This window comes from Bradyrhizobium sp. SZCCHNR1017 (genome assembly GCF_032381375.1).
Taxonomy (GTDB): Bacteria; Pseudomonadota; Alphaproteobacteria; order Rhizobiales; family Xanthobacteraceae; genus Bradyrhizobium.
This window is the reverse complement of sequence record NZ_JAUHIR010000007.1, coordinates 93,323-117,644: the sequence shown is the minus strand read 5'-3', so window position 1 is coordinate 117,644 and position 24,322 is coordinate 93,323. Positions and strand designations below refer to the sequence as shown.

Annotated in this window: 23 protein-coding genes; 9 read left to right on the top strand and 14 right to left on the bottom strand. The window is 67.3% G+C overall.

Annotated features, from left to right (window positions below; all coding sequences use genetic code 11):
- Positions 1–15: 15 nt before the first annotated feature.
- The 4 genes from QW863_RS18660 to QW863_RS18645 form a co-directional block, all read right to left on the bottom strand.
- Entirely contained in the window at positions 16–1,680 is a 1,665-nt protein-coding gene (locus tag QW863_RS18660) for a caspase family protein (protein WP_315768156.1), read from the bottom strand.
- 85 nt (positions 1,681–1,765) lie between these two features.
- Positions 1,766–3,184, bottom strand: coding sequence for a TolC family outer membrane protein (locus QW863_RS18655; RefSeq protein WP_315753100.1), 1,419 nt, complete (start codon positions 3,182–3,184; stop codon positions 1,766–1,768).
- A 248-nt stretch (positions 3,185–3,432) separates the two neighbouring features.
- Positions 3,433–4,212: an enoyl-CoA hydratase gene (locus QW863_RS18650; protein ID WP_315716080.1), complete on the bottom strand. Its 780-nt coding sequence runs from the start codon at positions 4,210–4,212 to the stop codon at positions 3,433–3,435.
- Positions 4,213–4,295: 83 nt separating this feature from the next.
- On the bottom strand, positions 4,296–4,685 hold the full coding sequence (locus QW863_RS18645; protein WP_315768154.1) for a hypothetical protein: 390 nt from the start codon (positions 4,683–4,685) through the stop codon (positions 4,296–4,298).
- 324 nt (positions 4,686–5,009) lie between these two features.
- Here QW863_RS18645 and QW863_RS18640 point away from each other — a divergent pair, with 324 nt between their 5' ends.
- Together QW863_RS18640 and QW863_RS18635 are read left to right on the top strand one after the other, a co-directional pair.
- Positions 5,010–5,555 (top strand): sigma-70 family RNA polymerase sigma factor, encoded by a 546-nt coding sequence (locus tag QW863_RS18640; protein ID WP_315753097.1) that lies wholly within the window; start codon positions 5,010–5,012, stop codon positions 5,553–5,555.
- A gap of 2 nt (positions 5,556–5,557) precedes the next feature.
- Positions 5,558–6,196: a DUF1109 domain-containing protein gene (locus QW863_RS18635; RefSeq protein WP_315753096.1), complete on the top strand. Its 639-nt coding sequence runs from the start codon at positions 5,558–5,560 to the stop codon at positions 6,194–6,196.
- Positions 6,197–6,206: 10 nt separating this feature from the next.
- Here the strand turns inward: QW863_RS18635 and QW863_RS18630 are convergent, their stop codons facing one another.
- Positions 6,207–7,316: a DUF2336 domain-containing protein gene (locus tag QW863_RS18630; RefSeq protein WP_315753095.1), complete on the bottom strand. Its 1,110-nt coding sequence runs from the start codon at positions 7,314–7,316 to the stop codon at positions 6,207–6,209.
- Positions 7,313–8,476 carry a GGDEF domain-containing protein gene (locus QW863_RS18625; RefSeq protein ID WP_315768152.1) on the bottom strand — a complete coding sequence of 388 codons (1,164 nt, stop codon included), beginning with the start codon at positions 8,474–8,476 and terminating at the stop codon, positions 7,313–7,315. The genes QW863_RS18630 and QW863_RS18625 overlap by 4 nt, the downstream gene beginning before the upstream one ends.
- A 322-nt stretch (positions 8,477–8,798) precedes the next feature.
- Here QW863_RS18625 and QW863_RS18620 point away from each other — a divergent pair, with 322 nt between their 5' ends.
- From QW863_RS18620 to QW863_RS18595, 6 genes are all read left to right on the top strand, one after another.
- Positions 8,799–9,368, top strand: a complete 570-nt coding sequence (locus QW863_RS18620; RefSeq protein ID WP_008961196.1) for a sigma-70 family RNA polymerase sigma factor — start codon at positions 8,799–8,801, stop codon at positions 9,366–9,368.
- On the top strand, positions 9,365–10,207 hold the full coding sequence (locus QW863_RS18615; RefSeq protein WP_315768150.1) for a hypothetical protein: 843 nt from the start codon (positions 9,365–9,367) through the stop codon (positions 10,205–10,207). The genes QW863_RS18620 and QW863_RS18615 overlap by 4 nt, the downstream gene beginning before the upstream one ends.
- A gap of 33 nt (positions 10,208–10,240) precedes the next feature.
- On the top strand, positions 10,241–11,884 hold the full coding sequence (locus tag QW863_RS18610; protein ID WP_409977943.1) for a S8 family serine peptidase: 1,644 nt from the start codon (positions 10,241–10,243) through the stop codon (positions 11,882–11,884).
- A 487-nt stretch (positions 11,885–12,371) separates the two neighbouring features.
- Positions 12,372–12,980: a TIGR03809 family protein gene (locus tag QW863_RS18605; RefSeq protein ID WP_315768148.1), complete on the top strand. Its 609-nt coding sequence runs from the start codon at positions 12,372–12,374 to the stop codon at positions 12,978–12,980.
- 123 nt (positions 12,981–13,103) lie between these two features.
- Entirely contained in the window at positions 13,104–13,700 is a 597-nt protein-coding gene (locus tag QW863_RS18600; protein ID WP_315768147.1) for a TetR/AcrR family transcriptional regulator, read from the top strand.
- A gap of 68 nt (positions 13,701–13,768) precedes the next feature.
- Entirely contained in the window at positions 13,769–14,629 is an 861-nt protein-coding gene (locus QW863_RS18595) for a DMT family transporter (protein ID WP_315716088.1), read from the top strand.
- Between the two features lie 9 nt (positions 14,630–14,638).
- Here the strand turns inward: QW863_RS18595 and QW863_RS18590 are convergent, their stop codons facing one another.
- Positions 14,639–16,015 (bottom strand): TIGR03808 family TAT-translocated repetitive protein, encoded by a 1,377-nt coding sequence (locus tag QW863_RS18590; RefSeq protein WP_315716089.1) that lies wholly within the window; start codon positions 16,013–16,015, stop codon positions 14,639–14,641.
- A gap of 228 nt (positions 16,016–16,243) precedes the next feature.
- Here QW863_RS18590 and QW863_RS18585 point away from each other — a divergent pair, with 228 nt between their 5' ends.
- Positions 16,244–16,531, top strand: coding sequence for a GlsB/YeaQ/YmgE family stress response membrane protein (locus QW863_RS18585; RefSeq protein WP_315716090.1), 288 nt, complete (start codon positions 16,244–16,246; stop codon positions 16,529–16,531).
- A gap of 40 nt (positions 16,532–16,571) precedes the next feature.
- Here QW863_RS18585 and QW863_RS18580 read toward each other — a convergent pair whose 3' ends face one another.
- From QW863_RS18580 to folK, 7 genes are all read right to left on the bottom strand, one after another.
- Entirely contained in the window at positions 16,572–17,228 is a 657-nt protein-coding gene (locus QW863_RS18580) for a pyroglutamyl-peptidase I (protein WP_315716091.1), read from the bottom strand.
- The gene (gene meaB, locus QW863_RS18575; RefSeq protein WP_315716092.1) at positions 17,225–18,214 is read right to left on the bottom strand and encodes a methylmalonyl Co-A mutase-associated GTPase MeaB; all 990 of its coding nucleotides are present in this window, start codon (positions 18,212–18,214) and stop codon (positions 17,225–17,227) included. The genes QW863_RS18580 and meaB overlap by 4 nt, the downstream gene beginning before the upstream one ends.
- Positions 18,215–18,249: 35 nt before the next feature.
- A complete protein-coding gene (locus tag QW863_RS18570; RefSeq protein ID WP_315716093.1) occupies positions 18,250–19,023 on the bottom strand; it encodes an RsiV family protein in 774 nt (257 codons plus the stop codon).
- 201 nt (positions 19,024–19,224) lie between these two features.
- Entirely contained in the window at positions 19,225–21,381 is a 2,157-nt protein-coding gene (gene scpA / locus QW863_RS18565) for a methylmalonyl-CoA mutase (RefSeq protein WP_315716095.1), read from the bottom strand.
- A gap of 17 nt (positions 21,382–21,398) precedes the next feature.
- Positions 21,399–21,863, bottom strand: coding sequence for a GFA family protein (locus tag QW863_RS18560; protein ID WP_315716096.1), 465 nt, complete (start codon positions 21,861–21,863; stop codon positions 21,399–21,401).
- A 2-nt stretch (positions 21,864–21,865) separates the two neighbouring features.
- On the bottom strand, positions 21,866–23,728 hold the full coding sequence (locus QW863_RS18555) for a methylmalonyl-CoA mutase subunit beta (RefSeq protein WP_315716097.1): 1,863 nt from the start codon (positions 23,726–23,728) through the stop codon (positions 21,866–21,868).
- Between the two features lie 100 nt (positions 23,729–23,828).
- Positions 23,829–24,320, bottom strand: coding sequence for a 2-amino-4-hydroxy-6-hydroxymethyldihydropteridine diphosphokinase (gene folK, locus QW863_RS18550; RefSeq protein WP_315716198.1), 492 nt, complete (start codon positions 24,318–24,320; stop codon positions 23,829–23,831).
- Positions 24,321–24,322: the final 2 nt, after the last annotated feature.

Below are 24,322 nucleotides of genomic sequence, written 5' to 3'. Positions count from 1 at the left end.
GACGCGGCCGTCCGCTCAGCGCCGCCCGGCCATCATCCGGCCGATGCAGTTGTTGAACGACATCGTGTTGCCGCCGGCGCCGTTGCGGCCGTATTCCCAATGGCCGGTGGCGGGATTGCAGCGGCCGCCGATCTCGATCGCGCAGCGCTGGCTGATGCTGGTGCAGCGGCCGCCGCCGCTGACGCGCTTCGGCTCCGGCTCGGAGCGCGCCGCCACCGCCGGCTCCTTCTTGCGCGCCGGCTCGTCGTGCCTGAGCGCCTCGTCCGGCTTCTTCGCGATCGGCTCGTCCTTGCGCCTCACGCAATCGCCATCCCCGTCGCGCGCCTGACCGGCGGGGCAGGCGATGGCGACGCAGCTCTCGCCGTCGGCGCGCTGGCCTTTGGGGCAGAGCAGCGGGCAGACACGGGCTGTCTTCGCCTTGACGGCGTCGAGCGCGTCGAGGCTGGCGAGCTTGGTATCGAACCGGGTGCCGGCCTGCTTGTTGAAGCGCTCCAGCGCCCGGCGCGCGTTGATGTCCCAGGTGCCGTCGCTGTCGGCGGTGCTGCAGCCGACGCGCCGCAGCTCGCCGGCAAGCTCGCGTGCCAGGTTCGGCGGCGCGACCTTGTCCGCGGGCGGCGGCAACGCCGCGACGATCGCGGGCTTGGCAGGCTCCGACGCCGCGGGCGGCTTGTCCGCACGTTGCCCTGACGCTTCGGGCGGGCTGCGCGTGACGTCGGTCGCGGCGGGCGCGGCGACGTCGGCTGCCGCCGGCGCGAGCTTGGCGCGCTGCGCCCTGGCGAGCGCGGCGTAGAATCCGCTTGGATATTTCTCGATGAAGGCATCGAACGCCGCCTCGCTGCCGATGCGCTCGGCGAGCTCGTAGTCGCGCCGCATCGCTGCGTCGGGATCGGCCGCCGCGCTCGGAGCTTGCACGACCGGCACAAGCGCCACGTCGTTGCCGCCGAGCGATCCGTAGACATAGGGCTCCTGGCGATAGCCGGTCGCCTTCAGTACGTCGTCGCGGACGAAGCCGAACGCGCGGCGCAGATCGAGGCCGGGCTTTGGCAGATGCGCCACCAGCGCCGTTGCGAACGGGCTGTTGCTGGCGTCGCCGTCGGCGGCGGTCGACCCGGCCTTGGCCGAGAATGCGATCATCGTGTTCGGGCTCGACGGCTCGACCTTGGCGAGGCCGCGTCCGATGCTGCGCGAGGCGACGCTGCGCTTCATCGTCTTGGCGAACGGATTGTCGCGGCAGGCGTCGAGCACGACGAGGCGCAACTGCTTGGCCGGCTCGATCGCGAACAGCACGCGCTCCAGCGCGATCGCCTCGTCGAGAACGTCGCTGTCCGCCTCCAGCGCGGCATCGGTCGGGATCAGATAGTTGGTGCCGTCGAGCTCGATGCCGTGGCCGGCGTAGTAGATCACCGCGACCTCGGCCTCGCGCGCCCGCGCCCCGAACTCGCGCAAGGCCCGGCGCATCTCCTGCACGCCGAGATCGAGCCTGACGTCGACGCGCTCGAAGCCGGCGTTGCGGAACATGTCGCCGACGAGCTTCGCATCGTTGGCCGGGTTCGATAGCCTGGCGACAGTCTTGTAGGCGGAGTTGCCGATGATCAGCGCGACGCGCTTGTCCGCCAGCGCGGCGGTGCTGCCTGAACTGATGAGAACGAGAACAAGCAACAGGTAACGCAATGCCGTCATGACAGCCCCGGAGTCGGTCGTGCGTCAGACTATCCGGCAATATCGGCAAAGCAAGGTCGTCGGCCTTGAGCGATGACCGCTCGCACTACTGTCCGGAGGGCGTGCGCAGGCCGTGCCAGGCGTCGCGCACCTGGTGGTAGTGCACCTCGGGCAGATAGTCCGGCGTATTCAGATTGAGGTTCTTGACGTCGAGCCGGCCGATCGCGCTGAGCAGCGTATAGGAGGCGATGACGCGGTCGCGCTGCGCGCCGATCAGCCGTGCCTTGGCCTGGATCAGATCGGCCTGCGAGTTGAGCACGTCGACCGTGGTGCGCTGGCCGCCCTGGGCCTCGCGCGAGACGCCTTGCAGCGCGATGGTGGCGGCCTTCACCTCGGCCTCGGAGGCGCTGACGGCGACCTTGGCACCCTCGTTGGCAACCCAGGCGCTGACCACCGCAGTTCGCGCCTGGTTGCGGACCTGGTCGAGCACGAGGCGGCTCTGCGCCGCGAGCTCCTTGCTCTGGCGGGTCTGCGACGCCGCCGTGCCGCCGTCATAGATCGGCGCGGTGATGCTGCCGACGATCGATGCCTGGTCGGTGCCGAAGGTACCCAGCGTCTGATCCGAATCGCGGCTGCGGCTGACACCGCCCTGCAGGGTCACGCTCGGCAGCAGCGCGCCCTCGGCGACCTTGATCGAGGTCGAGGCCACGTCGACGTCGAAGCTCGCCGCAGCCACGGCCGGATTTTCCTTGTTGCCGAGCGCAATCGCGTCCTCGCGGCTGCGCGGCAGCAGGCGATCGATCGGGTCGGCCGCGCGCAGCTGGCCCGGCGCCATGCCGATGACCTGGGCATAGGTCGCCTGGCTGATGGCGAGGTTGACCTCGGCGGCGTTGAGATCGGACAGCCCGCGCGACAGCCGCGCCTCGGCCTGCGAGGCGTCGGTCGGCGTGACGTCGCCGGCATTGAGACGGCGCTGCGTGACCGAGAGCGTCTCGCGCAGGAAGGCGACGTTGGAGCGCTGTGCCTCGACCAGCGACTGGTTGGCGAGCACATTGGTGTAGGCGGTGACGGCGTCGAGCAGCACGCCCTGGCCGACATTGCGCAGCGCCTCGCGGCCCGACTGCACCTGCAGCTCGGCCATGCGGACGCTGTTGGCGGTCCGGAAGCCGTTGAACAGCGTCTGCGTAACGGTGACGCCGATGGTCCAGGGCTTCAATGTCGCGGTCTGGATCGTGTTGTTGGGCAGCAGATTGCGCACCGCCTGCAGGCCGGCGCCGAGGCTCGCGATCAGTTGCGGACGATAGCCAGCCAGCGCCTGCGGCACGTTCTCGTCGGTGGCGCGCTGGCGCGCGCGCTCCGCATTCAGCGCCGGATTGGTCTGATAGGCTTTCGCGAGCGCGGCGGCGAGATCCTCGGCGCGCGCGGGCGAGCACACGACGACAAGGCTGCCCGCGAGGGTCAGGCCGAGGCCGATCCTTCGCACACGCATCTTGCCGACGCCAAATTCTTTGGCTCGACCCACCATCCGACTCCGCCGCGTCTCACTGTCTTAACCAGTTGTTTACCTGTTTAGGGCGGATGGCGGCCACACACAAACCGCCGATGTGGAATCCGGCGGGCTTTTCCATGGTTTGTTGTGGCGTGCTCGCCACAGGCCGTTTGTCGCAGTGCTGCGGCCCGGCGCGCGGATACGCGCTTGGTAAGCGGGTGAGGTGCACCCGTCGACATGAGAGGCAGATCGATTCGTTCAGCTGCGAGTGACCCGCAGCAATCTCACCGGTTCTTGTTCACCGGCTTGCGCTTCTCGATGAACGCAGCCATGCCCTCGGCGCGGTCTTCCAGCGCGAAGGTGGCGTGGAACAGGTTGCGCTCGACATTCATGCCTTCGGACAGCGGGGTCTCGAAGGCGCGGTTGACGGCCTCCTTGGCCATCGCCGCTGCCGGGCGCGACATCGATGCGATCTTCTCGGCCGCAGCCATCACCTCATCCATCAGCCTGTCGGCCGGCACGATGCGGCTGACGAGGCCGGAGCGTTCGGCCTCGGCCGCATCCATCATGCGGCCGGTGAGGCAGAGGTCCATCGCCTTGGCCTTGCCGATCGCGCGCGTTAGGCGCTGGGTGCCGCCGATGCCCGGGATGGTGCCGAGCGTGATCTCGGGCTGGCCGAATTTCGCGGTGTCGGCAGCGATGATGAAGTCGCACATCATCGCGAGCTCGCAGCCGCCGCCGAGCGCGTAGCCGGCGACCGCCGCAATCGTCGGCTTGCGGCAGCGCGCGACGCGGTCGCCGCCGATCGCGGTGAAGTCGCTCGAGAACATGTCGATGAAGCTCTTGGGCTGCATCTCCTTGATGTCGGCGCCCGCGGCGAACGCCTTCTCGCTGCCGGTGATCACGATGCAGCCGATGGCGTCGTCGGCCTCGAGATCATCCACGGCGGCGGCGATCTCGCGGAAGACGCCGAACGACAGCGCGTTGAGCATCTTCGGCCGGTTCAGGGTGATGATTCCGACCGCGCCTTTGCCTTCGACGATGATGTGCTCGTAAACGCTCATGATCCCACCCCGCAAATCAAAACAGCGGGCAATGTGCCCGCTGGATCGATGCGCATCAAGTAGGTGCGGCGCCGCGCGGCGCCTCAGATCATGAACATCCGTGCCGCCGAGCCCAGGGTGAGCAGGGTGCCGCAGGCGATGAAGATCTTGCCGATGATCGAGGCCTTGTCCCAGCCGGAGCTGTCGTCATTGCTGACCGTGACCATGTTCACGGTGACCTCCGAGGCCGCCGGCGCATCGCTCGGCGCGGCATCGGCCGATTCCGCCGCAGGTGCGGCCTGAGCCTGGGCTTCAACCGGCATCGGCGCCGGGAATCCGTCCTGCTTCGCCGCCGGAGCGCTCTCGGACCCCACCGGCAAGAACGGACTGTAGCTCTGCTGTTCGGCCGCGCGGGCGAATCCAGTGCCAACGAGGCCCAGAACGAACGCGGCGGCAATGATCAATGCTGAACGTCCACTGGCTTGGATCGTCATCGTCGGCTCTCTCCCCATCCCGCCAGCCCAGGCCGGAGTGAGACCCCGACAGATGTCGAGAACGGGGCAGAAAATGGGTATCTTCCTGCCGCTCACGGCAAAAGCTGGGCGGCGCCGCACTTTGCGGCGCGGCCCATTAAACCTGATCATGCACCTTTCGATTCGGTGCTATGGAGCGGTTCCAAGACTTGCCCGGTGGCGTGCTCTCGTTGTGGCGTAACTCGGATGGTTCCGAGGCCAATGCCCGCATCACGAATTAGTGATCAGGATGTCGCGAGAGTAACAAGCTGACGATTCGGGCGAATTGCTGGGGGTGGAGCGGAGTTGCGCGAGCGTGACGACGAGTGGACGGGCTGGATGCGCCAGGCCGTCGCCGGTGACGACGAGGCCTATCATCGCCTGCTGAGGGCGATCACGCCGGTGTTGCGCGCAGCATCACGGCGCGGGCTGGCGCGCGCCGGTCAGCCCCCCGACCAGGCCGAGGACATCGTGCAGGAAATTCTGTTGGCGGTTCATCTCAAGCGGCACACCTGGGACGTCCACGCGCCGTTCGCGCCCTGGCTGTTCGCGATCGCGCGCAACAAGCTGATCGACATGCTGCGCCGGCGCGGCCGGCGGGTGTTCGTCGACATCGACGATTTCTCGGAGACGCTGGCCGACGAGCCGCCGGCGCCCACCGTCTCGGCCGGCGAGGTCGAGGCGCAGCTGAAGACCCTGCCGCAGCGTCAGCGCGACGTGCTGCAGTCGATCGCAGTCGAGGCTGCCTCGATCAAGCAGACCGCGGAGAAGTTTTCCATGAGCGAGGGCGCGGTGCGGGTGGCGCTGCACCGCGCGCTCGCAAGCCTCACGGCCAAGCTACGGGATACCTGACCATGGACACCGATCAGCTCATCCGCACCCTCGCCGCCGACAATGCGCAGCGCGCGCAGCCGGTCGGCATCGTGCTGGCGCTGGCCCTGATGGCGGCAACGCCGGTCTCGACCGCCATGCTGCTCATCGGCCTCGGCGTCCGGCCGGACATCTGGCTCGCGGTGCGCAATCCGTTCTTCGACCTGAAGTTCGTCGTCACCACGGCGCTGGCGATCCCGGCGCTGATCATCAGCCTGCATCTGTCGCGCCCTGAAGCTTCGCTGCAGGGCTGGAGCTGGCTCCTGATCGCGCCGATCATCGTCCTCGTCGGCGGCATGGCGGCGGAGATGATGCTGCCGCAGCGCACGCCGATGATGGCGCGGCTGGTCGGCCACAATTCGATGGTGTGCATGAGCGCCATTCCCGTGCTGTCGCTGCCGCTGCTGGCCGCCGCGCTGTTCGGTCTGCGCCATGGCGCGCCGTCGCGTCCGGCGATGACGGGCGCGATCGCCGGGCTGGTCTCGGCGGGCATGGCGGCGACGCTCTATGCCGCGCATTGCACCGACGATTCGCCGCTGTTCGTGGCCACCTGGTACACGGTGGCCGCGCTGATCGTGGCCGGGCTCGGCGCGCTCATCGGCGCGAGGGTGCTGCGCTATTGACCGGGGGCGGCTACGCCTGCACCGGCGTCGCGGCGTCCTGGACGCGATGGAAGCGCAGCACCTGCTGCGCGGTGGACCGCCGGAGCCGCTCATAGGTGGCCTTGCAGGCGTCGAGATCGGTCGTCGCGGTGGTGGCGAGCCCATCGCGCATCAGGATGATCGACTTCACCGTTGGCCATGACAGGCCTGCGACCTTGGCGAGGATCATGACGCCCTCGGCGCGGCTTTCGATCATGATGCTCTCGGCGACCGCGACCGGCACGTTGGCCATGGCCGCCACGGCGGCATTGGCCTCGTCGAACTTGCGCTGCTCGGTAAACTGCACGACGAGACGATCGTCGAGCCGGCCCTCGGCATGCAGCGAGCGCACCAGCGCGTGCGCGATCTCGGTCTGGCTGGTCAGCGCCACCGCGCTCGATCGCGCCCGCCGCCCTGCCGTCCGCACCGCCGAGGAGACCTCCTGCGCGAGCTTCGGGTTTGCCGCCTCGAGCCGCGCGCGGACCGTGGCCGACGCCTTGGCGACCAGCTTCAGATAGAGATGGCGCGGCAGATTGGGCCGCATGGCGAGGCACGCGGCGAGGTTTTCGTCCAGCGCGGCGCGATCGGCCAGCGTGTCGAGGCTGGCCTCCGAGACGTCGGCGCCGGGATTGCTGACGGTGCTGTGAACGACCTCGTCGTTGCCGCGCCTGAGCAGGATGTCGGTGACGGCGCGGCTGAGCACGCGCCGGAGCGAGATCGCGAGCAGATGCGCCTGGCTCTTGGTCTCGGCTGTGCGGATCAGCGCGGCCTCGTCGAGCCGTTCGGACTTCGATAGCACCGGGCCTGCGACATCGATGGCGTCGTCATCGGCCAGCCGGTAGAGCGTCCGCGGCGGCGCCGACGCCAGCGGCGCCAGCCGCCGCGCGAGCAGCGCGCGGGCCGAGATCTCGATGTGCTCGATCAGGCATTCGAACACGTCGTCGAACAGCGCGACCTGATCATCGGCGAAGTCCGTCGCGCCGTCGACGAACAGGTCCGTCACCTTGCGCAGGGTCTCGACCCGCCGGGCGACGGTGCCGTGCGCGAGCGTGTCCTCGAGTTCGTCGAGCAGGCTTTCGTTCGGGGCGGGTTTCGGGGTCATGCCGGGACGGCGCAGGCGCTGGTGACGCGATTGCGGCCGTGCGCCTTCGAGTCGTAGAGCGCACGATCGGCCCGGGCGAGCAGCGAATCGGCGGTCTCGTCGCCGCGCGGGGTGGCCACGCCGGCCGAGAATGTGACCTGCAGGCCGGTCGAAAACGCACTCCAGTCGAGGCCGGCGATGATCTGGCGCAATCGTTCGGCGAGCCGCGCCGCGGCGTCGGCCGGTGCGCCCGGCAGCACCAGCAGGAATTCCTCGCCGCCGTAGCGGCCGAAGCGGTCGCTGCCGCGAATGTTGGCGAAGATGGTGATGGCGAAGGTGCGCAGCACGTCGTCGCCGGTCGGATGACCATGCGTGTCGTTGATGCGCTTGAACCAGTCGAGATCGATCAGCACGACCGAGCAGGGCTGGCCGCCCTGCCGCGCCTGCGCCATCTCCTCGTCCAGCACATCCATGATCGAGCGCCGGTTCAGCGCGCCGGTGAGCTCGTCGATCTCGGCCAGCTCCTCGATGCGGCGATAGGCTTCCTTGAGCTTCTGTCCGCGCTGGTACAGCGTCTCGCGCAGCGCGCTGGAGAAGATGCCGAGGAACATGCAGCCGGCGATGGTGAGGAGGAAGACCAGGAGCGTCGCGAGCCGCTCGAGGCCGCTGTCGTGCGGCATGCCGAGCGGCTTGTCGGTGAGCAGGAACAATCCCGCCAGCCCGATCGCGAGGAACGTCCAGCAGATCGCGCTCTGGCGCGGCGTCGCCCGCAGCGAGGCAAAGGCGACGACGATGTACAGCGTGCACAGGAAGAGGATGCTGACTTCGGGCGCGATGTAGCAGAACGCGACCGTGATCATCATGCTGGCGAGCGATTGCGGCACCACGAGGTAGTGGTCGCGGAAACGGTCGTTGAAGCCGCTCTCCGACAGGGCGGTCCACAGCGCGACGGTCAGAATGCCGGTCGCTGCGTAGGCTGGCGCGATCGCGACCGGTACGGTTCCCGCCTCTGCGTAGATCAGCAGGATGACGGCGTCGATCAGGTAGCATCCGGCGACCAGCGCCAGCATCTGCCGGCGCCGCCCGGCACGACGCGCGCGCAGGTCGCTGGACGGAGACGGCTGCGCGTCCTCGGCCTCGGCGACATTCGGACTGGGAAAAGGCGGTGCCGTCGTGCCCATGTGCTCGCGATTCTTCGGCGTTGGCTTAAAATCTACGTGGGAAAGCATTTAACTTTGGTATCTATGGGCATGGACGAAGAGGCCGCCGGCGTCGTGCTGCGACGGGGAATCTACGGCTTTCAGGGCGCGCAGTTGGCGGGAACGGGCGGAACATGGTAGGCGGGAACCCGCTGGTCGCGATCGACCTGGGCGCTGCAGCGAAATCTGCAAGTCTGTGCGCCAACTCACATTTCGGGACGTATCTTTCCGGTATTTTGAAGATTTTTGCGGTTGTGTTCGAACCGCGACGTCAATCCTCCAGACCAATCTTGCGAGACGGCCATTGAGCGTGACAGCAGCGGCGTCAGATGAAACCCTGATTGCCCGGATCGCTCAAGGCGACCGGCTCGCCATGCAGGTGCTGTACGGACGGCACCATGTCAGGGTGTACCGTTTCGGGCTCCGGCTCGTGCGGGACGAGCAGGTCGCGGAAGACCTCATCAGCGAGGTCTTTCTCGACGTGTGGCGTCAGGCCGGCAAGTTCGAAGGCCGTTCTGCCGTCTCCACCTGGCTCCTGGCGATCACGCGGTTCAAGGCCCTGTCGGCCCTTCGGCGCCGGAAGGACGTTGAGCTGGAAGACGAGGCCGCGAACGCGATCGAGGATACCTCCGACGATCCGGAGGTCGCGGTCCAGAAGAAGAATACCGGCGAAGCATTGCGCAAGTGCCTGACGGCGCTTTCGCCTGATCACCGGGAGATCGTCGATCTCGTCTACTACCACGAGAAGTCCGTGGAGGAGGTGGCCGAGATCGTCGGAATTCCGGAAAACACCGTCAAGACGCGCCTGTTCTATGCGCGCAAGAAATTGGCCGAACTCCTGAAAGCGGCCGGCATTGAGAGAGGCTGGCCATGATGGCTTTGAGCAAGATGCTGGAGCAAGAGCCCGGAGAGATCGAACTCCTGCTGCCGTGGTACGCCGCCGGCACGCTGAGCGCGCGCGACATGCGCCGGGTCGAGGAGGCTCTCGCCAACGATGCCGATCTCGCCAGGCAGTATGCGGAGATCCAGAAGGAATATGCCGAGACCATCGCGCTGAACGAAAGCCTCGGCGCGCCGTCGATGCGTGCGATGCAGAAGCTGTTTGCGGCGATCGAGGCGGATCCGGTGCAGAAGCCTGCCGCGCCGCGCGGCTTCAGCGCGCGGCTGATGGATTTCTTCGACAGCCTGTCGCCGCGGACCCTGGCGTGGACCGTCAGCCTCGGCGCGCTGCTGGTGCTGGCGCAGGCCGGCGTGATCGGCGCCGTGCTGATGCGCTCGCAGACCGCGACCTATCAGACCGCCTCGGTCCAGGACAAGACCGCGGCGCCCGAGCCCGCGAGCAGGCCGATGGCCGCGCCGCCGCCGCCGAGCGCCGCTGCGCCGGCCCCGGCGGAGCGGGCGCCCGAGAGCATGACGCGTTCGCGGATGGCCGAAGCCCCGGCCCCGGCCGCACCGCTGATCCGCGGCCTCGGACCGCAGGTCGCCGGATCGACCGCGCCCGCCTATGCGCTGGTGCGGTTCGCGCCGGATGCGCGCATGGCCGACATCTCGGTGCTGCTCGACAGCTACCAAGCCTCGATCGTCGAGGGCGCCAAGGGCGGCCTGTTCAAGCTGCAACTCGGCGACCGGCCGTTGTCGAAGGCCGAGGCCGACAGCCTGATCGGCCGTCTGGCGCGCGAGAAGATCGTCAGCCTCGCGGTGGCCGCGCAATAGGCCCGCGCCGTCCGAACGTCATTCGGAGGCTCCATGTCGTCTACTTCGCCGCTCCAGTTCGCCAGATCGGTCGCGATGCTGATTGTCGTCGCAATGCCTGCTTTCGCAGGTGGCGACCTCAGTGCCCATGCCCAGGCGATGATGCGTTCGCCCAACATCAACATCCCGAGCCGGGTGCCGAGCATCAACCCGGGCACCGCGATGCGTGCGCCGCCGCCGACGGCGATGACCGTGCGCCCGACCTTGCCCAATGCGCGATTTGCACCGAACCTGCAGGCGTCCTGCGACCCGGCGGATCGCAGCGCCTCGGGTGAATGTCTCGACCGTCGGCCGGTGACGGCGGACGAACTGGGCCGGCGGTCCCAAGGAAGATTGGACAAGGGCAGGTCCGCCAAGGTGACGCAGCGGGGCGAGCCGAAAGCTGCGGCCGCGGTCGACCCGCGGACCATCGCCAACGAGATCGTCGCCGAAATCGATGACGGTCTCTCGACGGACCAGGCCGACGCGCTGGCGCGCCGCCATGGCCTGCAGCGCATCAGCTCGCAGCGCTTTCCGCTGATCGGCGCCACAATCGGTCTGTTCCGGATCACCGATCGCCGCTCGGTGCAGGCGGTCAGCCGTGCGCTCGCGGCGGATGCCAGGGTGCGTTCGGTGCAGCCGAACTACCGCTACACGCTGCAGCAGCAGAGCGCGCCGCCCGTCGAGGGCGATCCGGCGCAATACGCGCTGGCGAAGCTGCGGCTGCCCGAAGCGCACAGGCTGGCCCAGGGCTTCAATGTCACCATCGCGGTGATCGATTCCGGGATCGATCTCAAGCACCCGGAATTCGCCGACGCGTCGTTCGACGCATTCGACGCGCTCGGCGGCGACGAGGGGCCGCATGCGCACGGCACCGGCATCGCCGGCGTGATCGTGTCGCACAAGCGGTTGATGGGCAGCGCGCCCTATGCACGCATCATCGCCATCCGCGCCTTCGGCATGGCCAAGAAAGGCGGCGGGCCGGAGAGCAGCTCCTATGTGATCCTGAAGGCGCTGGACTACGCGGCCCTGCACGGCGCGCAGATCGTCAACATGAGCTTCGCCGGCCCGAAGGATGCGGTGATCGAGCGCGCGATCGCGGCGGTCGCTTCCAAGGGCGTCGTGATGGTCGCCGCGGCCGGCAATGCCGGGGCCAAGTCGCCGCCGCTCTATCCTGCGGGTAATCCGAACGTCATCGCCGTCAGTGCGACCGATGACCGGGATCAGTTGCTGCCGGCGTCGAACCGCGGCAATTACATCGCGCTGGCCGCGCCCGGCGCCGAGATATTCCTGCCAGCGCCGGACGGAAAATATCAGATCATCTCGGGCACCTCGTTTTCCGCGGCCTATGTCAGCGGGCTTGCGGCGCTGGTGCTGGAGCGCAATCCGGCGCTGAAGCCGGAGACGGTGCGGACCGTGCTGACCGGGACCGCGCGCGATCTCGGGACGCCCGGACGCGACGATCTGTTCGGGGCAGGGCAGGCGGATGCATTGGCGGCGGTCCAGGCCGTGGCCGCGCCGCAGGATGCGCCCGCTGCTGCTGTGCCTTCCGCGGGGCTGCAAACGGAGCCCACGGCGGCCCGCGAGTTGCGCCCGGCGTCGGCCGCGGTGACCGCGGCATCTCCAGCCGGCGACGCGCTTCGGCCCGCGCAGCAATGACGCCAACGTTTTCGTGAACGTTCCGAAAATCTCCCGCTCGCCTTGAACGTGCAGCGGGGCGATCACGACAGAAAGCATGTGGGAGCGGTGATCCCCTCCCCAAGGCTATATACGGCGCGAGCGCCCATCCACCCCAAGCGCCCATATGGCTCGACCCGTCCGGTTGTCCCCCCGGACGGGTCTTTCATTTTAGGCGAGGTCGAAGCCCGGAAACGTCGATATCCGGCAGTGTCTCGCGCGCCCCGAGTCGAACATCCTTGGGTTGTCTAGGGATGCCGTTGGTCGCGTTCGCGCTCCGCGCCTGGCCAAAGCCCGAAAAAACACGGACAAAATTTCCGCACGACTACGGTTTGGCTGCCAAACAACATGGCATTAGCTAGACTTTGTTAACCTTTTCCACAAAATATTCACGTCACGTTGCGTTGATTCGTGCCGAGTGCGTCCGTCCCCTTATCTCACGGGCTCCCCCATGACACATCGACCGGACGTGGCTTGCAGCCGCGAACTGGCTGCACGCTGGTGCGCGCTTGCCGAAAGGCGCCTGGACCATCTGACCGAGCTGTTCCAGAGCGGCCGCTGGCGCCGCTACTACACCGAACAGTCTCTCCTGGACGATATCCGCCAGGCCAAAGCCGCGGTGCAAACCTGGCAGGCGCTATCCCGCGCCGAGCCCGAGCAGGTGAGCATCGTGCCCAGCCAGAGGCCGGCTGCCGTTGTGGCTGCGCCACCGGCGCCCGCGCGCCCCGCCGAGCCTGAGCCGATCAAACTCCGTCTGCATGAGAATCATCCCATCGAGCGGCGCCCCATTGCGCTGCCGCCTTCGCTCGAAACCATCCTTGCGGAGTCCGAGATCATCGTCGAGCCCGAGATCGAGCTGGCCGCGGATGATCTGGAACCGGACGACGTCATCGAACCCGAGTATGTGGCCGAAGACGACATCGCGCCGGAGCCGACCGTCGCGCCGTCCCGCATCGACATGTTCGCCCTGGAGCAGGCCTTGAGCATCGGCATTCAATCCGACGCCGAGTATGACGAGCCGGTGGTCGATCTCGATGCCATCGAGCGCCGCTATCCAGCGCTGGCGGTCGCGTTCTAGGCGCAGGGCGAGCTCCAGACCCACTCCGCATCGCAGTCAAGGGGACCGCAAGCGGCTCTCAATCTCGTCACTTGATTTCAAGACCGAATGGTCCATATATCGGTCATGAGCCGCCAGACTCCGATGCAGTTGCCGCGTGGGCGCCCGCGAAGTTTCGACATGGACGCCGCTGTCGAGCGGGCAATGGGTGTGTTTTGGTCGCGTGGCTATCACGCGACGGCGCTGCCTGATCTTCTTCAGGCAACGAAGCTCTCGCGTGGCAGCCTCTACGCCGCGTTCGGTGACAAGCACTCGCTGTTCCTGCTCGCGCTTGACCGTTACATCGCCGATGCCCTGGCCCGCATGGATACCGAGCTCGATCCAAGCAGGGAGCCGGTCGACGGCCTGCGGGCCTATCTTGCCGGCTACGTCGACCGCACCTGCGGGGCCAAAGGTCGGCGCGGCTGCCTCCTGGTGGCGACAGCCATGGAGCTTGCTGGCCAGGACGCCGAAGTTGGTCGGCGCATCGCGAGTTTCTTCAAGGCCATGGAGATCCGGGTGGCGGATGCACTGTCCCGCGCGAAGATGGCGGGCAAACTGGCCGAGGGTGTCGAACCTTCGAGTGCCGCGCGAATTCTCGTCTGTTTCGTCGAGGGGCTGCGCGTGGTCGGCAAGACGGGGCCGGCGCCGATCACATCGCAAGCCACCGTTGACGCGCTTCTCGACCGCGTCATTCGATAGAAACCGTTGAGCGCCTTGTTGTTGAGCGTCCTATATCTGGACTGATCAGTCCTTAAATGGAGAATGCCATGACCATCGTCCAGATTCTCTGCTCGGTGGCCGTTCCATTACTGTGGGGTTATCAGTTCGTCGTCATCAAAGTGGGGGTGACGGAGTTTCCGCCGCTGTTCTTTCTCGCGCTTCGATTTCTGGCCATCGCGCTGCTGCTCGTTCCGTTCGTCAAAAGGCCGACGCGTCAGCAGCTCGGTCACATCGCAGTCATTTCCGTTTTCCTGGGCGGCCTGAACTTCGGGCTGTTCTATGTTGGTCTTGGGCTCGGCTCGGGAAGCATGTCAGCCGTCGCCTATCAACTCGCCACGCCCTTCACCGTCCTGTTGGCGTGGCCGCTGCTGGCGGAGAAGCCGTCCCTCTCCACATGTGCTGGAGTAGGACTTGCATTCGCCGGCGTGGTCGTGCTGGCGGCCGAGCCGGGTCTGACGGCAAACGTGCTTCCGCTGCTGCTGGTGGTTGGCGCAGCCTTCGCATTCGCGGTGTCCAACGTCCTGACCAAGCGCTACGGCCCTTTTGAACCGCTGATGCTGATGGGATGGTCGTCGCTGCTCACCGTGCCGCAAGTCATGACCATGTCGTCGTTCCTCGAATATGGCCAGGTGGCTAGCCTTTCCGCGGCGGATGAACGCGGATGGCTGGCGCTCGCCTACACGGTCTTCATCGGCGGAATTGTCGGGTTTGGCGTCTGGTTCTGGTTGATCGCCCGCTACTCCATGAGCCGCGTCGCACCGTTCAGCCTGCTGCTTCCGGTGTTCGCCCTGATCTCGAGCGTATTGTTCCTGGACGAACGGATGACACCGAAGCTGATTGCGGGCGGGCTGCTGGCGATCACCGGTGTCGCGATCACGCAAATGAGGCCGAGCGCTCGGCCGATTTGAAGCGGCGGCTCAGCTTCGTCGCACGGCGTTGCCGCTGACCACGAGCTGCGCATAGCCTTGCGTCCCGTCCTGCGTCAGGTCCGATGTCACCGGCTTGATGTGATCAAGTCCGATCACCGCGCCGCGCGGGGTGCCGGAGATCATGTTGTTGCTGACGAGCGCCGTGCCCGCGCCCGGAACGACGGACACGCCGACGCCCGCGAGCGCATTGCGAATGACGTTGCCGGAGATCGCCACGTCCCTGAGATATCGGCCCCAGCCGGCGACGATGCCGTAGGACGGGGCATTCTCGACCACGTTGCCGGTCACCGCGGAGTCCGCCTCGACATAGATGCCGATGCCGGCATCGTCGTCGGGTGCTGTGCCGACCGGCCGCTTCGGGATCAGATTGCGGATGATGTTGCCCTGGACCACCGCGATGCGGCCGCCTTCGTTGAAGTTGCACACGGACACGCCGAACGCGGCGCCGTCCACCGTATTGCCTGAGATGACGGCGCCCTCGAATGCGAACTCCGAGTAGAGCGCGACCTCGCGCACGTCGCTGACGCTGTTGCCGACGATCTGGATGTTGGAGGCCGAGTTGCCGCGCACCGCCGAGTAGTCGCAATTCCTGATGCGGTTGCCGCGCACGATCACGTTGCCGGCGCGAAAGGCGTTGATGGCGTTGCCGTACTGGCCCGAGCCGCGGGGGCCGGCCTTGATGTCCGTGATGCTGTTGTCGAGCACCATCGTGCCGTCGTCGCCGATCGCGGTGCGCAGGATCTCGATGCCGTTGTCGCGCGTCCCCTTGATGGTATTGCGCGACACGATCAGCCCGAGGGCATCGAACGACACGATCGCGGTGACCGCGATGTCGGTGAGGACGTTGCCGCTGACGTCGCCGGAAACCTGCTCGAGCCAGATGCCGCTGCCGCCGGAGCGGGTGATCTCGCAATCATCGATCCTGACATCGTTGCCGGCTGCAACGTGAAGCAGGCCGCGCCGCTGGGGCAGGGCAATGCCGCCGCCGTCGAGCGCGACGCCGCTGATGCCGAGGCCGTCAGCGCCTTCTGCTGACAGCATCGACGGGCCGCCACCGGTGAACACGAGCTTGGTGGCACCCCGGACGCCGACCATCTGGCTGCCCCTGGCAAGCCGCAGCATCGAGGTCCTGTAGGTGCCCGGCGGCAGCGCCAGCGGCACCTGGGCGCGGGTGGCCTCGTCGATCGCACGCTGCAGCGCGCGGGTCTGGTCGTCGGGACTGTTGGGCTTGACGCCATATTGCGTGGCGTCGCGGCCGAGTGTGGAGATCAGGGGGGCGGCCTGCGCGGCATCCGCCGGCAGGGCCAATGCCCCGGCGGCGCCGGCAGCCGATCCAGCCAGAATGCGGCGGCGATTGACATCCATGGTCAGCGTCTCGCGCAAAAGATGATGTGCGGCCACGACTTAAGCTGAAAGTCTCAATGCTGATGCCGAGGATGAGCGCCTGCGCCCGGGATTGTTGGCGGTAGGGTTAAATCTTCACGTCAGATCGCCCGCCGGCGTGGGTTGCCCGTCGAACCGGTGAGCCTCTCCCGAGGGAACCAATGGGACTCGGGGACATTGTTCCCGCAATGGATCGGCGAGGAGAGGGTCATGCATCTGTCAAATGAGAGTCTACTGGTTATTCTGTTCGTGGGCATTGTCGCGGGCTGGCTCGCAGGCCGCGTCATGGAAGGCGGCGGCTTCGGCCTGATCGGCGACCTGATCGTCGGCCTCCTCGGTGCCTTCATCGGCAACTGGCTGTTGCCGCAGCTCGGCATTCATCTGGGTGTCGGACTGGTCGCCGCGATCATCAACGCCTTCATCGGCGCCGTGGTCCTGTTGCTCCTGCTGCGCTTGATCGGTGGGGGATTTGGCGGTCGGCGCCGCTGGAGCATCTGATATCCCGCGCTGACCGTCAGCGGTCATACCACCATCGGCGTCAGCTCGTGCGACAGGACGCCTGTCGCACGACCTTGACCAGCTCCGTCAGCATCGCTTCGCCGGCATCGACGAGCCCCTCCAGCGTGATGCGCGAACTGCCGTGCGGCAACGCCGTGCCGGCACGCGGCAAGGGAGGAATGTGGATGAAGGCGGCGAGCCGCGGCCCTTCGGCGGCCTTGGTCGCCTCGATCGCGCGCCAGCTCAGATAGTTGCAGAGATAGCTGCCGGCATCGCGCGAGGCCCGGGCATCGATGCCGGTGGCGCGCGCCGCGCGCAGCAGCCGCGCCATGTGCGGGCCGAACGGCATCGGATGTGCACCCGGGACGATCACGCCCTTGCGCGCGACGTGGCGGTCGGCATCCGGGAAGGTCGTGGTGATCGCGTTGCGGGCGCGCGTCTCGATCCGCAGATAGGACGTTCGCCCGGCGAGGCCGAACATCATGAGCGCATGCGGGCGCCGCTCGGCGATCAGCGCGGGCAGCTCGCGATCCACGGTCGCATAGGTCACGTGAAAAATGTGGCTGCTGATGGCGATGTCATCCAGCGCTGGCCGCCGCAGCTCGGACAACCGCTTCACCAGCGGCATGGTCGGATTGGACGGCGCGCCGGGAAACGGGCCGAATCCGGTGATCAGGATGCGCGGCCGCTCGCTCATGTCAGCATCTCCGCAAGCTGCTCGGCGGCGAGCGCCGGCGCGACGCGGCCCTCGGCGACGTCGCTCTCCAGCCTCTTCACCTTCGCGCGGATGGATGGATCGGTGCGCAGCCGCGCCATCAGGCGCTGCTCGAGCATGGTCCACATCCATTTCACCTGCTGGTCGCGCCGCCGCGCGGCGAACTCGCCGGAGGCGATCATCGCCTTGCGATGATCCAGGACCTTCTGCCACAGCTCGGCAATGCCCGTCCCGGCCATCGCCGAATAGGTCACGACCGGCGGATGCCAGTGCTCGGAGCGGGGGCTGAGCAGATGCAGCGCGCCGCGATAGTCGGCGGCGGTGATGTTGGCGCGCTTGACGTTGTCGCCATCGGCCTTGTTGATCGCGATCATGTCGGCGAGCTCGACCAGGCCCTTCTTGATGCCCTGCAGCTCGTCGCCGCCGCCGGGCAGCATCAGGGCGAGGAAGAAATCGGTCATGTCGCAGACCGCGGTTTCGGACTGGCCGATGCCGACCGTCTCGACCAGGATCACGTCGAAGCCTGCGGCCTCGCACAGCAGCATCGCCTCGCGCGTCTTGGCGGCGACGCCGCCGAGCGTGCCCGACGAGGGCGAGGGGCGGATGAAGGCGTGCTCGTGATGGGACAATCGCGCCATCCGCGTCTTGTCGCCGAGAATCGAACCGCCGGTTCGCGCCGACGAGGGGTCGACCGCGAGCACCGCGACCTTGTGGCCCTGTCCGATCAGGAACATGCCGAGGGCATCGATCGTGGTGGACTTGCCGACGCCGGGCGAGCCGGTGATGCCGACGCGGATCGCGTGCCCCGTCCGTGGCAGCAGCGCCTGTACCAGCTCGCGCGCGGCGGCTTGATGGTCGGCGCGGCGGCTCTCGACCAGCGTGATCGCGCGCGCCAGCGCCGCGCGGCTGCCGGCGCTGATATCGTCGGCCAAGGCCGTGGTATTTGGCGAAGGAGAACGAGAGGACATGCGCCCGTTATAGCGGATGCGAGCGGCCCGGCCAGCTAGTTCTCCTCGGCATCCCCCTTCGGCCTCGCGCCGCCGAAGATCGCCTGCCCCTCCGCGCTGAGATAGGGCTTCAGCGTTTCCCAGGGCACGAAGGCGACATAGTCGCCCTCCGCGTAGGCGCCGACGGCGTAGGGCGGATAGTGGAAGGTGAGGCCCGAGCTCTTGCCGGCCAGCGTCGAGGGCGCGAGCGTGACGGCGCCAATGCCGAGCAGCTTCGGCTCGACGCTCTTCAACCACCACTCGTCGGTGTCGCCGGCGTCGCGCGCCTTCTTCTCTGCCCGCAGCGAGGCGATGATCGCCTTGCTGATCGCGGTCATGGTCGGACCGTTGTCGGCGGTCTCGTTGAAGAACGGGCGGATCGAGATGCGCTTGGCGGCGGCCTTGTCCCAGAGGATGGTGTCGACCGTCCGGTTGGGATGGGCGCCATGCGTGTCCATGTAGTCGTTGCGCAGCACGCTGACATAGCGATCGGCGACGATCGAACGCACCGAATAGTCGCGGCCATAGGTGTAAGGGCCGTCGCGGAACAGTTCCTTGTCCGCCTTGTAGTCCTTGGCGGCGTCCGCGGCCTGCTTGTCCATCCACTTGCGGCCTTCGGCGAGGCAATTCGCGGCGAGCGCCGGATCGGCCTTGATGTCGGCACTCAGCGTGACGCTGGCCTCGGCGGCCTTGGTCTTGATCGACGCATCGGGCTTGGCTTCGGCGGCGATCGCCGGCGAGAGGGTGAGCAGGCCGAACAGGGCGGCGACAAGCAGTTTGTTAGAATACATGAGGCTTGTGATCCGGGTTTGGTTGTCTGTGCGCGCACGTACCGCAAAGGTTCGATCGTGCCCAGATCGAACGCGCGGCGATGGATTACAGCGCGTCAATAGCTCGACGCTCTCGGGAATGGACGCAAGACAATGTCGAGATTCCGGGTTCAAGGCCTTTGGCCTTGCCCCGGAATGACGGTGGGGTGTGACGCAGTCGGACTACTCCGCCGCCTCGCTGTGCCCCAGCCGCGCATTGAGCTTTTGGATCAGCTCCTCGGCGGCGTCGGCGATGACGGTGCCCGGCGGGAAGATCGCCTCGGCGCCGGCCTTGTACAGCGCATCGTAATCCTGCGGCGGCACGACGCCGCCGACGATGATCATGATGTCCTCGCGGCCCTGCTTCTTGAGCGCGGCCTTCAGCTCCGGCACCGCGGTGAGATGCGCGGCCGCCAGCGACGAGACGCCGAGAATGTGCACGTCGTTCTCCACCGCCTGCCGCGCCGCCTCGTCGGCGGTGGCGAACAAAGGTCCGATGTCGACGTCGAAACCGATGTCGGCGAAGGCCGACGCGATCACCTTCTGGCCGCGGTCGTGGCCGTCCTGGCCAATCTTGGCGACCAGGATGCGTGGCCGGCGGCCCTCGGCCTCCTCGAACGCCTCGATCAGCGCCTGCAGCTTCTCGGCTTTGCCGGACATGGCGGCGATCTCCCGCTTGTAGACGCCGGTGATGGACTTGATCTCGGCGCGATGGCGGCCGAACACCTTCTCCAGCGCGTCGGAAATCTCGCCGACGGTGGCCTTGGCGCGCGCCGCGTCGATCGCGAGCGCCAGCAGGTTGCCGTTGCCGTCGCCGGCCGAGCGCGTGAGCGCCGACAGCGCCGCATCGACCTCGGCCTGCCTGCGCTCGGATTTGAGCCGCGACAGCTTGTCGATCTGCAGCCGGCGCACGGTGGAATTGTCGACCTTGAGCACGTCGAGCGGCGGCTCGTCGGTCGGCTTGTACTTGTTGACGCCGATCACCGACTGCCGGCCGGTATCGATGCGCGCCTGGGTCTTGGCCGAGGCTTCCTCGATGCGCAGCTTCGGCACGCCGGCCTCGATCGCCTTGGCCATGCCGCCGAGCTCCTCGATCTCCTGGATGTGGCCCCAGGCCTTGGCGGCGAGGTCACGGGTGAGGCGCTCGACATAATACGAGCCGCCCCAGGGATCGATGATCCGGGTGGTGCCGCTCTCCTGCTGCAGGAACAGTTGGGTGTTGCGGGCAATGCGGGCGGAGAAGTCGGTCGGCAGCGCCAGCGCCTCGTCGAGCGCGTTGGTGTGCAGCGACTGGGTATGGCCTTGCGTGGCTGCCATCGCCTCGACGGCGGTGCGCACGACGTTGTTGTAGACGTCCTGCGCGGTCAGCGACCAGCCCGAGGTCTGGCTGTGTGTGCGCAAGGACAGCGAGCGCGGGTCTTTCGGATTGAAGGGCTTCAAGAGCTTCGCCCACAGCAGGCGCGCCGCGCGGAGCTTGGCGACCTCCATGAAGAAGTTCATGCCGATCGCCCAGAAGAACGACAGCCGCGGCGCGAAGCGGTCGACGTCGAGTCCGGCGGCGATGCCGGCGCGCAGATATTCGACGCCGTCGGCGAGCGTATAGGCGAGCTCGAGATCCTGCGTCGCGCCGGCTTCCTGCATGTGATAGCCGGAGATGGAAATGGAATTGAACTTCGGCATCTTCTGCGAGGTGAAGGCGAAAATGTCGGAGATGATCCGCATCGAGGGCGAGGGCGGATAGATGTAGGTGTTGCGCACCATGAACTCTTTCAGAATGTCGTTCTGAATGGTGCCCGACAGCTTCTCCGGCGGCACGCCCTGCTCTTCGGCGGCGACGACGAACAGCGCCAGGATCGGCAGCACGGCGCCGTTCATGGTCATCGACACGCTCATCTGGTCGAGCGGAATGCCGGCGAACAGGGTGCGCATGTCGTAGATGGAATCGATCGCGACGCCGGCCATGCCGACGTCGCCGCCGACGCGCGGATGATCGGAATCATAGCCGCGATGGGTGGCGAGATCGAAGGCGACCGAGAGGCCCTTCTGGCCGGCGGCGAGGTTGCGCCGGTAGAAGGCGTTGGAATCCTCGGCCGTGGAGAAGCCGGCATATTGCCGGACGGTCCATGGCTGGTTGACATACATGGTCGGGTAGGGGCCGCGCATAAACGGCGCGATGCCCGGCCAGGTGTCGAGGAAGTCAATGCCGGCGAGATCGGCCTCGCCATAGGCGGGCTTCACCGGAATGCCTTCGGGCGTGAGCCACGGCTCGGCTGGGCCTGCGAGAGCCGGCGTGGCCGTGGGCTCGAACGCGATCGCGGTGAAATCGGGAATGCGGCTCATGGTCCGGCGTCCTCGTCTCAATCGTGGTCCGGATGCTGATGGCTGACGATGGTCGCCATCTTCTCCGGTCCATAGTTCTGTTGTGTCGTCTGGCTCGGCAGATTGGCGATCGCGACCACCCAGCCAAGTCGCGACTCCGAGCCATATTGTCGCGTCGGCACCACCCGGTCCGGCCGGTCGAAGCTGCCGGTCATGATCTCGATCCGCGGCCCATCAATACGCCCGAAGCCGAGCGGCGTGCCGCAGGCGGGACAGAAGAAGCGCTCGGCGATCGTGGATGAACGGAACGCGGCGGGCTGACCGCGCGTCCAGGCGAAGTGCTCGCGGTCGATCTCAGCGAACGAGGCGAACGGCGCGCCGGAGGCTTTCTGGCACATCCGGCAATGACAGATGCTGACCTTGTTCGGCGTGGTCTTGAACGCGAAGCGGACGGCACCGCATTGGCAGCCGCCGGTCAGGAGAGGCTTGGTGTCGTCGGTCATGCTCACTCCAGATGCGTATAGGCGTCCTCGAGCGTCTTCAGCGCGTCGCCGCCGGCGAACACGAAGCTGCCGATGCCTGCTTCACGCAACGCAGCTTCCCGCTCGCCGCCCCGGCCTGCCAGATAGATATGTCGTGCGCCCGCGGCCTGAAGGGCCTTGGCCGCCGGAACCGCGGCCTCGGCATAGACCTTGTCCGACGAGCAGAGGCAGGCGATCGCGGCGCCGGAGGCGCGGTATGCATCTGCGAGCGCGGCCGGATCCGCGCCGCCCTGGCCGTCGATCGCGGCGATGCCGCCGGCCTCGAAGAAGCTGCGGACGAAGGTCGCGCGGGCGGTGAAGTCGGCGGCGGTGCCGAGATTGGCGAGGAAGACCGAGGGGCGCTGTCCCTGGCTCTTCAGCAGGCTGTCGGAGCGGTCACGCAGCCGCTCAAATCCTTCAGCGAGGCGGATCGGCGTGAGCGGTGCGAAGCTGAGCGCAGCCTTGGCCGCCAGCGGCGCGGCCAGAGGGGCGACCGCTTCCACGGCGACTTCGGCCTCGTTGAGATTCGGAAACTCACTGGCGCCGGTCAGCACGTCGCGCCGCTTGGCGATGTTCGCATCGCGCGCCTGCTTCACCGCGGCGACCTTGGTCTGGATGAGGCCCGCCTGCAACGCCGCAACGACGCCGCCGGCCTTCTCGATCTCCTGGAACAGTGCCCAGGCGGCGCTGCACAACTCGCTGGTCAGCGCCTCGATGCCGCCGGCACCAGCGGCGGGATCGGCGACGCGGGCGAGATTGCTTTCCTCCAGCAGCACCAATTGCGTGTTGCGGGCGACACGGCGCGCGAACGCGTCGGGCAGGCCGAGTGCGGCCGTGTGCGGCAGCACCGTCACGGCATTGGCGCCGCCCAATCCGGCCGCGAACGTCGCGATGGTGGCGCGCAGCATGTTCACGTAAGGATCGCGCCGGGTGAGCATGCGCCACGCCGTCTCGCCCGAGATGAAGAGCGGCTTTGGCGCCAGGCCGCAGGCCTCCTCGATGCGCGCCCACAGCCGCCGCAGGCTGCGGAATTTCGCCAGCGTGAGAAACTGATCGGTGTCGGCGGCGAGCCGGCCATAGATCATGCCGCGCGCGGTCTCGAGCGCGATGCCTTCGGCTTCGAGCGCCCGCAGATAGGCGACGGCGGAGGCGAGCACGAAAGCGAGCTCCTGCGCCTCCGATCCGCCGGCGTCGTGCACGACCCGGCCGTCCGCGGCGAAGAACGGGCCCTTGAAGCCGGCCTCGTGCAGTTGCTTGACCAGCGCGCCCGAGTTGCCGCCGAGCGTCGATGCGTCATGCGAGCTTGCGCCGCGAGCGGCCGCATGCCCGATCGGATCGAGGCCGAACCGGATGTCGCAGGCCGCGGCCTTGATGCCGCGCTGCTTGACGGTGTCGGCGAGAAGCGAGGCGGGCGAGAGCGAGTCGCCGAGGTGCAATTCGATTGCAATCGCAGCATCGAGATGCACGCCATCGAGCGCGCGCGCCACTGCGTCGGGGCTGGCGGCGAGGCCGAAGCCGTGCGCGGCATTCGACCCGGCAAACACCAGCGACAAGCCGGTCGCGCCATTCTCGAGGTCGATCAGCGCCTGCGCATTGGCCTTGGTCGGATCGGGATGATCGACGCGCTGCATGATCTGCCAAGGCGCCGATGGCGCGCGGCCGGCGGCCGGCGCGGCATGCTTGGCGCGCGGATAGATCGGCTGGATCTCGAGCCCGTCATAGGTCTTGCCGACCAGCTTCTCGAAGGCCGCGCCCTTCAGCACGCCATCGACCAGCTTGCGCCAGTCCGCCTCGCCGGCCGGCGCAAAATCGGCGGCCAGTCGCAGATCGTCGGTCTCGGTCGTCATGCGGATCGCGTCTCCCGGGCGTCTGTTATCGCGATTGTTGTGGCGCAAAATGCCACGTCAGGACGGCCAAGCCAAACGGTTGTTTGGCCGGAGATGTCAGCTATTCGGCTGACGGCAACGGCCGGATTCCGTCGCGCGAAACGGCGAGCACGGCCTCATCGACGCGGCGGCCGGCAATCTGTCGCGCCGGCACGATCTCGGCCAGCGGTACCAGCACGAAGCCGCGTTCGAACAGCCGAGGGTGCGGCAGCGTGAGATCGGGGGTGTCGATCGCGAAATCGTCATAGGCGATCAGATCGAGGTCGAGCGTCCGCGGACCCCACCGCGTCTCCTGCGCGCGATTGCGGCCGAACATGCGCTCGACCGCGTGCAGAACGCCGAGCAGCGGCCGTGGAGGCATCGCGGTCGCGATCTCGATGCAGGCATTGATGAAGGGCGGCTGCTGCTCCTCGCCCCATGGCGGCGTGATGTAGTCGGACGAGCGCGCGATAAGCGCCGCCGACGCGCGCGCACAGATCTCCGGAATGGCGCGCCGGAACGTCGCCCTGACGTCTCCGACATTGCCGCCGAGAGCAACCAGCGCGCTCGCCATCG